Annotated in this window: 11 protein-coding genes and 1 tRNA gene; 1 reads left to right on the top strand and 11 read right to left on the bottom strand. The window is 33.2% G+C overall.

Annotated elements, in window-relative coordinates:
* Window positions 1-13: 13 nt before the first annotated feature.
* From GR162_RS16685 to GR162_RS16660, 6 genes are all read right to left on the bottom strand, one after another.
* Complete coding sequence (locus GR162_RS16685; protein WP_160783065.1) at window positions 14-301, bottom strand: AlpA family transcriptional regulator; 288 nt, start codon at window positions 299-301, stop codon at window positions 14-16.
* A gap of 92 nt (window positions 302-393) precedes the next feature.
* Window positions 394-1,122 (bottom strand): hypothetical protein, encoded by a 729-nt coding sequence (locus tag GR162_RS16680; protein WP_160783064.1) that lies wholly within the window; start codon window positions 1,120-1,122, stop codon window positions 394-396.
* A 167-nt stretch (window positions 1,123-1,289) separates the two neighbouring features.
* Window positions 1,290-1,363, bottom strand: a tRNA-Ile gene (locus tag GR162_RS16675).
* A gap of 146 nt (window positions 1,364-1,509) precedes the next feature.
* Window positions 1,510-1,914 carry a methylmalonyl-CoA epimerase gene (gene mce / locus GR162_RS16670; RefSeq protein WP_119793253.1) on the bottom strand — a complete coding sequence of 135 codons (405 nt, stop codon included), beginning with the start codon at window positions 1,912-1,914 and terminating at the stop codon, window positions 1,510-1,512.
* Between the two features lie 8 nt (window positions 1,915-1,922).
* Window positions 1,923-4,283 (bottom strand): hypothetical protein, encoded by a 2,361-nt coding sequence (locus GR162_RS16665; protein WP_160783063.1) that lies wholly within the window; start codon window positions 4,281-4,283, stop codon window positions 1,923-1,925.
* Window positions 4,243-5,151, bottom strand: coding sequence for a hypothetical protein (locus GR162_RS16660; RefSeq protein ID WP_160783062.1), 909 nt, complete (start codon window positions 5,149-5,151; stop codon window positions 4,243-4,245). Before GR162_RS16660 ends, GR162_RS16665 begins: the two co-directional genes overlap by 41 nt.
* A gap of 270 nt (window positions 5,152-5,421) precedes the next feature.
* Between GR162_RS16660 and GR162_RS16655 the strand changes: the two genes are divergently transcribed.
* Window positions 5,422-7,110 (top strand): Ig-like domain-containing protein, encoded by a 1,689-nt coding sequence (locus GR162_RS16655; RefSeq protein ID WP_160783061.1) that lies wholly within the window; start codon window positions 5,422-5,424, stop codon window positions 7,108-7,110.
* On the opposite strand, the gene GR162_RS16650 is transcribed toward GR162_RS16655, so the two are convergent.
* From GR162_RS16650 to GR162_RS16630, 5 genes are all read right to left on the bottom strand, one after another.
* Entirely contained in the window at window positions 7,107-7,874 is a 768-nt protein-coding gene (locus tag GR162_RS16650) for a nitrilase family protein (protein ID WP_160783060.1), read from the bottom strand. The genes GR162_RS16655 and GR162_RS16650 overlap by 4 nt on opposite strands.
* A 36-nt stretch (window positions 7,875-7,910) precedes the next feature.
* Window positions 7,911-8,687 (bottom strand): DeoR/GlpR family DNA-binding transcription regulator, encoded by a 777-nt coding sequence (locus tag GR162_RS16645; protein ID WP_160783059.1) that lies wholly within the window; start codon window positions 8,685-8,687, stop codon window positions 7,911-7,913.
* Window positions 8,688-8,891: 204 nt separating this feature from the next.
* Window positions 8,892-9,638 (bottom strand): succinate dehydrogenase/fumarate reductase iron-sulfur subunit, encoded by a 747-nt coding sequence (locus GR162_RS16640; RefSeq protein ID WP_160783058.1) that lies wholly within the window; start codon window positions 9,636-9,638, stop codon window positions 8,892-8,894.
* Between the two features lie 95 nt (window positions 9,639-9,733).
* Window positions 9,734-11,734 carry a fumarate reductase/succinate dehydrogenase flavoprotein subunit gene (locus GR162_RS16635; protein ID WP_129746619.1) on the bottom strand — a complete coding sequence of 667 codons (2,001 nt, stop codon included), beginning with the start codon at window positions 11,732-11,734 and terminating at the stop codon, window positions 9,734-9,736.
* A gap of 12 nt (window positions 11,735-11,746) precedes the next feature.
* Complete coding sequence (locus GR162_RS16630; RefSeq protein ID WP_160783057.1) at window positions 11,747-12,412, bottom strand: succinate dehydrogenase cytochrome b subunit; 666 nt, start codon at window positions 12,410-12,412, stop codon at window positions 11,747-11,749.
* Window positions 12,413-12,720: the final 308 nt, after the last annotated feature.

Raw genomic sequence — 12,720 nt, 5'->3', positions numbered from 1 at the left:
GAAATTGAACGACTTATTTTTTTAACTGTTTTGAAAATTTAGACAAAACATCCTCATCTGAATAGACTTTGTGCTTTCTAATCCATTCAACTATCTCAACTCGATCAAAAAATAAAGTTCCGTTGGTAGGCTTGTTATGGGGGATTAATTTTTTAGCAGATAATTTGTGAATCGTACTATCTGAAAAGCCTGTATAATTCATAAGATCTTTAATGGTAAAAATCTCTTTTTGAAACTGATTACCTTTTGTAATCATCATTTTAATTTCATTTAACTGTTCAATAATTTTTTGCGGATTCATAATTTATGTTTTAGAATTATGAGGCTAAACTACTGGAATGAAACTAGATGAAACGTGGAATTGCGACTTGGCCGCATAATAATTCAAGGAATTTACATTTTTTGAAGATTTTCGTATAACTTTTTTTGAGGAACAGTAACAGTTATTCTATTTTTATCGGATAATGATTTTTCATTTACAGGAATATATTTGCCAGCTTTCTTATATTGCAGCAGAGAAGCTATACTTTTTTTAGAAATTATAGTGCTTGAATCTAATTTTATCAAGAACGGAATCATAAATTCACTGATAAAACCATGTGTTTCCTGAGCACTAATTTCTAATTTAAAGAAATGATTGTTCTTAGACTTTTTTAAGCAATTGGCAATCAAACTTTCAAAGTCAATTGCTAATGTATCATCATTAAATATTTCAATCTTTTTAAATTCAATATAATAGTAATTTATTACCTCTCTATTAGCCTCAATTAAATCAGCTACTTTTTTCTCAGATATATTGCTTGAAGACTTTAATGTATTTTGGAACTGAGATAAATTACTATTTGACTTTTCTCTATTATATCGAGTAAAAATATTGTCTTCTTTTAAAAAATATAAGGATGATACGATAAGCAAGAACGAAAAAACAACCCCCAAAATAAAAATTATTAAATAGAATAAAATAAAATTGCCTTGATATAACTGGAAAGCGCTGAAGACAACAACCAAAACAGGTAATAGCGGTGCTAAAATAAGTGACATTTTCTTAGAGGCTAGTATTGAGCTTATCTTTTGTATTTGCCGATGAAGAAAGAAAAAAGACTTTTCAATTATTTTCACCATAATGCTAATTATTTTTTAATTGCAAAGTAAAAATACTAAAAAAACACGGTTAATTAAAACAGAGTCAAATATTTACTACCTTTACAAGGTTAGCAAATTTGTTGTACATATGTTGTACTATGAAACAAAAAAGCCTCTACATTTCTGCAAAGGCTTGATTTTACTAGTGGTCCCACCTGGGCTCGAACCAGGGACCACCTGATTATGAGTCAGGTGCTCTAACCAGCTGAGCTATAGGACCGGTTTAGAGGATGCAATATTACTACTATTTTTCATTCACTCCAAATATTTTAAGACATCATTTGAATTTTATTTTAAATCTTTTTTTGAATCTCAAAAACGAAATTGATTTTCAACATCTTATTTAAAAATTAAAACAACATTTTTTTATTTAATTTCTTGGCAAAGCTCCACCAAAACTCCATTTGTATTCTTTGGATGCAGAAAAACAACCAATTTATTGTCGGCTCCTTTCTTTGGAACTTCGTTAATTAAGACAAAACCTTCGTTTTTTAAACGTGTAATTTCAGCTTCGATATCATCAACATCAAATGCAATATGATGAATGCCTTCTCCTTTTTTCTCCAGAAATTTAGCAATCGGACTTTCAGTATTTGTTGCTACCAAGAGTTCGATTTTATTATTTCCGGTTTGAAAAAAAGAAGTTAATACGCCTTCACTTTCTACTGCTTCCATTTTATAAGACGGAACGCCAAGCATTTTTTCGAACAAAACATTCGCATCATCCATGTTTTTTACAGCAATCCCGATATGTTCTATTTTGTTTACCATTACTTCAATTATTGATTTATATATGTATTAAAATAACCGCATTCTGCAATTACATCCTGATAGTATTTGGTATCAGAATAGTCTTTTCTTAAAGCTTTGAATGAGTTCCAGGCAATAAAATTAACTTTATCATCTTGAATTTCCCAATAGCTGTTTACGTTATTGTATTTTTTATTGTAATATTCATTTCTTTCACATTTTGAAATCAGATACAAACATTTTGCTTTTTGCTCTTTGTTTGATGCTGCTTCAAAAGCTTTTTGATAATATATTTTCGAAACCGAATTATTTGTAATCATTTCTTTCATTGTATTTCTAAATGAATATGGACTAGAACCATAACCTACAATGTTGTTTTCATAAAAAGTTCTTCCGTTTCCAAAATGAGAAATATTATAAAACGCATTTCCTAGCAAAAGACTATTCGTGTAAACATCTTCTTTCTGCGCCAATTTATCCTGCATTTCTTTTATTGTAGTCAAGAAATCCATGAAAGTATATTTTCTTTTCTGATACGCCGCGTGATCACAATCATGACAGTCTTTTATACTTCCGTTAAACGGATTTCCTAAGAATTTATAATATTGAACCGAATCGGTTTGTTTCATAAACTCGATTGCTTCTGGAATTTTGTTTTTGAATGTCGCCTGAACTGCTTGAAAATTATTTATGTCTTTTAGTTTCAAACTATAAATTCCTGCTCCAATATTTTCTATTTCAGTTTTATTTGGTTTTGCCAAAAATGTTTTAATTCCCAATAATTTCTTCTCATCATCATAAAACGAATTTCCATCATTCCAATAACTATAACGAGATTCACCAAAAATTTCAGCCATAACCAAATTGCCGCTTTCTTTATAAAGATTTGACAAATAACTTCTGCTCCATGATGAAGCATTCTGATAACGAAATTCTTGTCCTTTATAATTTTTAGGAAGTTCATAATACAGCCAATTCAAATCGGCTAGAATTGTTTTTTCGTTTTTATCAGTCAGCTTATCTATTTTGCTCAAATTATTTACAAAACGCAATAATCGAATTTGATATTTAGCCAATTCTGTTTTTGGAAGTGTTTTTTCAGCTTTCGTATAATTCTTATCCGCATTAGCATAATCGCCTTTTAGCGTTTGAAGATATCCAATTGCAAGATCCCATAAGTATGGTTTTTCGGTATTTCCAGCAGCAGAAATTTTTGCAATTAAATCAACTGCACTATTATCAACTTTTGCTTTATTTTCATTTTTATTCTCTGCAACAGTCTGCGGTGTTGGCGGCTTGCTATAATCTCCGCTGCTCACCTGAAATGAATTGTTTATTTTTTGCTCTAGCGAATTAACCAATCTCGTTCCTAGATAATTTAAATGTTCACTTTTCGGATCTAACTCGTAGATTTTTTCAATCGCCTGTTTTTCATCTTTATAATACCCGTGAATTGCCCAAAGCGCTGCTTTTTCTTTATTGTTTTTTGCCATGGCTAAAGCCTTAGTCCAATCAGATTCGTTTTTTGGTTTGAAACTATAGGCCGTAACCACTCTTAATTCTGGACATTTGTCAAAAACCTGAGCATATAAATAATTTGAAGTCGCGTATTTTTTCTGCTTATAATTTATTCCGGCAACATACGCCAAAGCACGATAATATAAAGTATTCTTGGCAACAGAACTTTCGGTTTTGTTAAAAAAGTCAATTGCTTTTTGTTTGTCATTACTATAAAAACGCGCCTTCATAGTGAGGAACCAATATCTGTTTTTCAAAAACGGATCAGACAAAGTATTGTATACATTTTCTATGGACTGAATCATTTTAGCATCATTGAAAGTTTTTGCCACAACAGGATCATAACTCCAATAATCTTCGCCAATTGAAACCGTTTCTATCTTTTGGGCCAAATACAAAAATTCAACAAAGTTCTTTACTTTCTCGTCTTTCAAATTCAGCTTTTTGCCCCATTTTTGAGAGCTTTTGTTTTCCTTTTTTGTTTTATAAAAAACATGCAGATCGGCTATTTCTTCTTTGTTTTTGATCGCATTTTTTTCATCAGAATAATATCTTGGCTTTTCATCTCCAATCAAAAAATAATTGACTGTTGTGGTATCTACTTTCCCTTTAAGATAATCTGCCCAATCTGATTTTATGTTTTTATTGAAACGAGAATTATGTTGGGTATCAAAACCAATTCCGTAGAAAATTCCGCCCGATAAAAATAAGGGCGAGTATGATTTGTCGGCAAAAGTTTCTGGCGTAAAGTTTGAATTATAAGCACCAAAATAATCCCAATCTCCATCTGCGCAGGCATAAATTATACCGCAAGCAAAAAGGAATGCAACACTAAAACCAAGAAACAACTTGCTTAAAAATATTCTTTTCATAATTATTTAAATTGAATTCGTCTAAATCGTAAAATATAATTTCGTTTGGCTTTTCGACAAGATTGTCTTGCAAATCTTCTGCCATTTCTTTTAAATCTTCTGTTTTAATTTCCTCTATTTTCAGGAGATCATTTTCTTCATAAAAAACACCATTTTTATAATTGGAATGTTTTACCCTGAAAAAATTCGGACTTGTTTTTTCAAAATTGGAATCTTTCTCTAATCCTGCGCTATTCATTTTAGAACGAAGTCCGATCACTTTATTGTCTCTGATATGAATTCCCCAAGAATAAATTGGAAATGCAAAATCAAGATGCAGCGGATATTTCTTCAAACTTTTCAGATATCGCTCTGCCACTTTCTGATCGTAAATAGAATTTAGCGAATCTGGTGCAATCGAACCCATATTATAATACATCAGAACGCCAGAATCTACATTGGGGATTTTTGTTTTTTTGAAATACTTCACCTGATGCAGTCGAATGGTAGCTGAAAGTTTCTTTCTTGAATTTTTTTTAAAAACCTCAATAAACTTCAAATAATTCTCTTTGCTGTTTAATGTCCAATCGCAATCAATTTGAATTTCCTGACAAGGAATTTTGTTTTTGGAATTGATTTGTTCTATAAAATCAAAAGTTTTTTGAGCCAGATTTTCTACATCAAGATTGGGCTGCAACATGACTTTATTTTGAATGAAAACCACTGGAACGATTGTATATTCTATTGGATTTTCTTCAAATCGGATTGGGCTAATGGGAATAGGAAAATTGGTTTTTGGATGGAGTCCGATGTCAAAATACCTCACATACAATTTTTGAACATTATTTTCATTCAAAACTTCTTTTTCTGTATTTGAAAATTTGAACATCGTTTTCCAGTAATAAAAAGAGATTACAGGTTTTTCATTTTTAGTGCATGAAAACATTAAAAAGAGAAACAAAACTGGAAAAAATCGTTTGAACAAAACTTAGAAAATTACATTTTAATTCAAAAGTAAGAAATTATATCATTTTAAAATCTTCAAAGCGCTAATTTTTTTAGAAGATTCACAAAAGTCCTAAATCCTAATAAATGGCTAAAAAATTTCAATTAAAGCAAATATAATCGTTATTTTGTGCAATCAAATTGAAAAACCGTTATGTTGAAAAACACTCTTAAATACATTGCTTTTATAATTTTAATATCAATGATAAGCTGCGCCAAAAGAGGCAGCATTACCGGCGGTTTAAAAGACACATTACCCCCTGTTTTAACATCTAGCTTTCCAAAAAATTTCACAACTGATTTTAAAGGAAATACAATCACTTTAAATTTTGACGAATATGTCAAACTTAAAAACACCAATAAACAGCTGATCATTTCTCCCCCTTTAAAAAATGAGCCGTTAATTACGCCTACCAATGTCAGCAAATTTATAAAAATAGAACTTCGAGATACTTTGTTGCCCAATACCACTTATAGCTTAAATTTTGGACAGGCAATTCAGGATAATAACGAGGGGAATGCTTTAAATCAGTTTAAATACATTTTCTCAACAGGATCACATATTGATTCGCTTAAATTAAACGGAAGAATTAAAGACGCTTACGGAAAATATGTTGACAATTTTGTTTCTGTAATGCTATACGAAGTAAATGACAAATTTAAAGATTCTACGATTTACAAAGAATTTCCACGCTATATTACCAACACTTTGGATAGTATGCGTACTTTTCAATTTGAAAATTTGAAAGAGGGAAAATATCTTCTGGTTGCTTTAAAAGATAAAGGATCAAACAATAAATTTAATCCGAAAGATGACAAAATCGGGTTTTTAAAAAACTACATCACAGTTCCGACGGATACTGTTTATGAGTTAGAATTGTTTAAAGAAACGCTTCCTCTAAAAGCTTTCAAACCTATTCAAGCTTCTGGAAACCGCTTGTATCTTCCGTATGAAGGGAAACAGAATTTCAAGAATTCAAAACCAAAAATTACCCTAAAAAATGGTAACGAGGTTTTGGAAACTATTGTCACACAATTTCCTAAAAAAGATTCGCTTCAAGTCTGGTACAAACCTGTTAAAGCCGATTCGTTATCTATGGAAGTTGAAAAAGGAGACTATAAGAAAAGATTTTCTTTTAAAATTAAATCTTTAAAAAAAGACACTTTAAATATTAAAGCGATACAAAATGGCCAGCTTAATTTTAGAGAGCGTTTTACATTGGAAAGTGAAACTCCTTTGGTAAAATTTGATAAATCTAAAATCACATTGGTTAATAAAGATTCTGTTGCTGTTCCTTATACCACAGAATACGACGAATTTGACCAGAAACTGTATATAGATTTCAAAAAAGAACCTTTGGATAAGTATAATTTCACTTTCCTTCCAGGTGCTTTGACCGATTTCTACGAAAAAACAAACGATACTTTATCGTATAAACTCGCTACTAAAGAATATGCTGATTACGGAAATATTATATTGAACCTGAAAAATGTAAAACGTTTTCCTATTATTGTTGAACTGACCAATAAAAAAGGAGACGTTGTTTTGGCTGAAGGATATTCTGAAGGTGCAACTACATTAGAATTCAATTTATTGCAACCAGATGTTTTCACGGTTCGTATTATTTATGATGACAATAAAAACAAACAATACGATACCGGTAGCTTCTTAGAAAAAAGGTATCCCGAAGAAGTTTTTTACAATCAGGAAGAATTTGATGTCCGCGCCAATTGGGATCGGAACGAAACTATTGACCTGAGCATTCCTTTTAATCCAGAAGTTGAGAAAAAACAGGACGATAAAAAGAGAAAAGACGCAGAAAAGAAACGGAAAGCTTTTTAAAGCTTGATATCAAACTGATCTCTATCGCTTAAAAAATCTAACTTTTTACGCGTTTCATACATGGTGTTTTTGTCTAATTCTACGACAAAGACACCATTTTTTTCTTGTGGCTCTAAAATATAATTCCCTAAGAAATCTATCACTTGTGAATGACCAATGTGTTCAAAATTATGAGCATCCTTCCCTATCCTGTTTGCCCCAATTACATAGGAAAGATTTTCTATTGCCCGGGCTTTTAGCAAAGTATCCCAAGCATTGGTGCGCACTTTTGGCCAATTGGCCACATACAGAATCAGGTCGTAGTTTTCTGCATTTCGCACAAAAACAGGAAATCTCAAATCGTAGCAAATCTGAAGGCATATTTTCCAGTCTAAATACTCTACAATTACTTTTCGGTTTCCACGCGTATACACTTTGTCTTCGCCTGCAAGAGAAAAGGAATGCCTTTTATCGTAATATTGAATTTCGCCTGACGGAAAAACAAAAATCATACGATTATAATACTTTCCATTTTCGACAATAACTACACTTCCAGTAATTGCTGTATTTTTTTGTTTTGCTTTAAACTTCATCCATCCAATCGTTTCACCTTGCATGGTTTCAGCAACCTCAGAAACGTTCATAGTAAATCCGGTCGAAAACATTTCAGGAAGTACAATCAAATTTACTTCCGAATCAATTTCATTAATTTTTGAATCGAAATTTTCACGGTTTTTACTGGCATTCTGCCAAAAAAGATCGGTTTGGATTAAAGCAATTTTCATTTTTATAACTGTATGAAAGTCAAAAGCACTTTGAAATTAGATCACAATAAGACTTGGAACAGCACTTTTATAAGGTTGTAATTTTTCGTGAGTTGGTTCTACTTCCGTAATTACATAATTTATTTCAGATAAATTGGCAATTTTCATTTTAAGAACGGTGTTTAATTTCTCCGTAATAGTTAAAACTGCTGTTTTTCTAGAAGCATTAATCATAGCTTTTTTTACCTGAACCGTTTCCCAATCAGAATCAGAATAACCGCCATCTACATCAAGAGCATTTGTTCCTAAGACCAAAAGATCAGCCTTTATGCTAGCTAATTGATGAAAAGCTTCACCACTAACACACATTTGGCTGTAAGAAGAAATACTACCGCCAATCATGATGGTTTTGATATTTGGTTTATCCAGAAGTTGAACAGCCGTTAAAGCAGTAATTGTAAAAACAGTTAGATTAAGATCGTTTGGAATTAATCGGATGAATTCACGAATAGTGGTTCCTCCATCAACAATTAAAACCATACCATCATGAAGAAGATCGACTGCTTTCTGCGCAATAACTTGTTTCGCTTCTACAGCATAAGTCTGATTCAGCGAAGAATAGTGATATCCTTTGGTCATTGCACCGCCTTTTACTTTGATTATAAGCGATTCGGCGTCAAGTTCGTTTATATCACGGCGAACAGTATCTTCAGAAACACCAAGTTTAGCCGAAAGAGTTTCAAAACTTACACGTGTATGCAGGTTGATCTCTTTTAGAATATGATTTTTACGTTCTTCTTTGCTATAATTTAAAACTTCATTTTCAGTGCTCATGCCAATTATTTTTTTGTACTTACAAAAGTAAGAATTTAATGTAGCTCACGAAGCAGTTAAATTTGAAAAAAGTATTTCACAAGCTCATTTTCGATGGTTTAGAAAGAGAATTAAAGATAAAACAGAAAATAGTTCTCCACAAACTGAAACAACAAAAAAAAGCTTCCGATATCGGAAGCTTTTTTAATATAGTAATCGGTTTAATTAACCTTTCAAGCTTGCTGCTAAATACTCACGGTTCATACGTGCGATATTTTCAAGCGAAATTCCTTTTGGACATTCGATTTCACAAGCTCCTGTATTGGTACAGTTTCCAAAACCTTCTAAATCCATTTGGTGAACCATGTTTAATACACGGTCTGTTGCTTCTACTTTACCTTGTGGCAATAATGCATATTGAGAAACTTTTGCAGAAACGAATAACATTGCTGAAGAGTTTTTACAAGTTGCAACACAAGCTCCGCAACCAATACAAGCAGCAGCATCAAATGATTTGTCTGCATCTGCCTTTGGAATTGGAATAGTATTCGCATCGATTGTGTTTCCTGAAGTATTAACAGAAATAAATCCACCAGCGTGCTGGATTCTATCAAAAGAACTTCTGTCAACCACTAAATCCTTAATTACAGGGAAAGCTTTTGCTCTAAATGGCTCGATAAAAATCGTATCGCCATCTTTAAACATACGCATGTGCAACTGACAAGTTGTAACACCTCTGTCTGGCCCGTGTGCTTCACCGTTGATGAATAAAGAACACATTCCGCAGATTCCTTCACGACAATCATGGTCAAATGCTACAGGCTCTTCTCCTTTATTGATTAGATCTTCGTTAAGAACGTCTAACATTTCAAGGAAAGACATGTCTGGTTCGATTCCATCGATAGGATATTCTACAATCCCTCCTTTATCTTGAGCGTTTTTTTGACGCCATATTTTTAATGTAAGTTTCATACCTTTTTCGTTTGAAAGTCATAAAGTCGAAAGTCGAAAGTCGCTTGGCACATTTTGCCTTTTGACTTTAAGACTTTGGGCTTTCGACCAAATTCTTATTTATAACTTCTTTGAACTAATTTAATGTTTTCGTAATTAAGAGGTTCTTTGTGTAACACTGCGTCACTTGGTTTTCCTTTGTATTCCCAAGCTGCAACGTATGCAAAGTTTTCGTCGTCACGAAGTGCTTCTCCTTCTTCTGTTTGGTATTCCTCACGGAAGTGACCTCCACAAGATTCGTTACGGTGTAAAGCATCTTTTGCGAACAATTCTCCTAATTCTAAGAAATCGGCAACACGAGTCGCTTTTTCCAATTCCTGATTAAATTCGTAAGCGCTTCCAGGAACTTTTACATCTCTATAAAACTCTTCACGCAAAGCAGCAATTTCTTCGATAGCCTCAGTTAAACCTTTAGCATTACGAGCCATACCTACTTTATTCCACATGATTTTTCCAAGTTTTTTGTGGAAATAATCTACAGAATGTTTACCGTTGTTATTGATAAATTTGTTGATTTGATCTACAACTGCTTTTTCAGCTTCAACGAATTCTGGCAAGTCTGTAGAAATTGGTCCCATTTTAATATCTGGAGCTAAATAATCTCCGATAGTATATGGCAATACGAAATATCCATCAGCTAAACCTTGCATTAAAGCAGAAGCTCCAAGTCTGTTTGCTCCGTGGTCAGAGAAGTTAGATTCTCCAATTGAGAAACATCCAGGAATTGTTGTCATTAAGTTATAATCAACCCAAGTTCCACCCATTGTGTAGTGAACCGCTGGGTAAATCATCATTGGCGTTACATAAGGATCTTCGTCAACAATCTTCAAGTACATTTGGAATAAGTTTCCGTATTTACTTTTCACGATATCAGTTCCTAATTTAGTAACTAAAGCTTTATCATTTTCATTCAATCCTTTTACGTGAGCAGCTTCTTTTCCGTAACGCTCGATAGCAGCCGCGAAATCTAAATAAACTGCTTCTCCAGTTTTGTTAACTCCAAAACCAGCATCACATCTTTCTTTAGCCGCACGAGATGCAACGTCACGAGGAACTAAGTTACCAAAAGCAGGATATCTTCTTTCCAAGAAATAATCTCTTTCGTCTTCAGATAAATCAATTGCTTTTTTCTTTCCTTCACGGATAGCCTGAGCATCTTCTAATTTTTTAGGCACCCAAATACGACCATCATTACGTAAAGATTCAGACATCAAAGTCAATTTAGACTGATGATCTCCTGAAACCGGAATACATGTTGGGTGAATTTGTGTGTAACAAGGATTTGCGAAAAACGCTCCTTTTTTATGAATTTTCCAAGCTGCTGTTGCGTTACTTCCCATAGCATTTGTTGAAAGGAAAAATACGTTTCCGTATCCTCCAGAACCAATTACTACCGCATGAGCAGAATGTCTTTCAATTTCTCCAGTGATTAAGTTACGAGCGATAATACCTCTCGCTTTTCCATCAACGATTACAATGTCAAGCATTTCGTGACGGTTGTACATTTTAATTTTTCCACGACCAATCTGACGGTTCATTGCAGAATAAGCTCCTAGCAACAATTGTTGTCCAGTTTGTCCTTGTGCATAAAATGTACGAGAAACCAAAGTTCCTCCAAAAGAACGGTTATCTAAAAGTCCGCCATATTCACGAGCCAACGGAACCCCTTGAGCTACACATTGGTCAATAATGTTAGCAGAAACTTCAGCCAAACGATAAACGTTTGCCTCACGTGCACGGTAGTCACCTCCCTTTACAGTATCATAGAACAATCTGTAAACTGAGTCACCGTCACCTTTATAGTTTTTTGCCGCGTTGATACCTCCTTGTGCAGCAATAGAGTGCGCACGACGTGGAGAATCTTGGAAGCAGAATGCTTTTACGTTATATCCTAACTCTGCTAGAGTAGCCGCAGCCGAACCTCCAGCCAAACCTGTACCTACTACGATAATATCAAGATTACGTTTGTTGGCAGGGTTTACTAAATTAATATGATCTTTATAATTTGTCCATTTGTCCGCTATCGGACCATTTGGAATTTTTGAATCTAATGCCATTATAATTTTATATTAATTATTGAAATGATGAAATAAAGCGATAATTACGAAAAGACCTGGGACTACAACCGCAAACCAGTAACCTACTTTCGCCAAAAATCTAGAGTATTTGTTGTGCATCCCCACTGATTGAAGAGAAGATGCAAACCCGTGCCATAAGTGGAATCCTAAAAGGATAAATGACACACAGTACAATGCCGTACGGATTGGGTCATGAAATTTGTGAACTAACTCACCATAATACCTTGTAGCATCTGGCGCTGTGCCTGCAATATATTTGTAGGTAACTTCAGGAAACCAGAAATCATAAAAGTGCAATCCTAAGAAAGCCAAAATAACCAATCCAGAAATAATCATATTTCTAGAACTCCAAGAAGCGTTTGCAGCTCCGTTGTATTTAGCGTATGCGATTGGTCGTGCCGCGCTGTTTTGAGCCGTAAGAATAAATCCCATTACAAAGTGGAAAATTACCCCGAATGCCAAAATTGGCTGCATTACATACTGAATCAGCGGATTGTATCCCATAAAGTGAGAAGCTTCGTTAAAAACGTCTTCACTAATAATAGAGATAAAATTTAAGGAAACATGCAGCGCTAAAAACGTGATTAAGAATATTCCCGAAAGAGCCATAGCTACTTTCTTTAAAATGGAAGCATTCAATAGTGCAGATTGTGCCATAAGTGTTAAGTAGTTTGTTTTAAAAAATTAGACAAAAATAATTCAATTACAAAAGAACTACAACCATTTCGCTGTTATTTATAATGATTTTAAAATAGCCTCATTCTACGTATTTTTACGTACAAAAATAAAACTACTTAAGAATAATTCACTATAGAAAACTTCAAAAGACTGCTTTTTAAGCCTTAAAGAAAGATTTTAAGCCCTTAGTAGATTACCAAAAATTTATCATATTGTTATTTTATTCAAAGTTTTGATTTATTTTCTTCAAAAGTGTTCTTCGTCTGAAATTTTGTCTAAGTAAAAAA

Origin of the sequence: Flavobacterium sp. HBTb2-11-1 (assembly GCF_009826975.1) — a bacterium.
In the GTDB taxonomy this organism is placed as follows: domain Bacteria; phylum Bacteroidota; class Bacteroidia; order Flavobacteriales; family Flavobacteriaceae; genus Flavobacterium.
The sequence above is the reverse complement of the archived record's forward strand: the minus strand, read 5'-3'. Positions and strand labels throughout refer to the sequence as shown.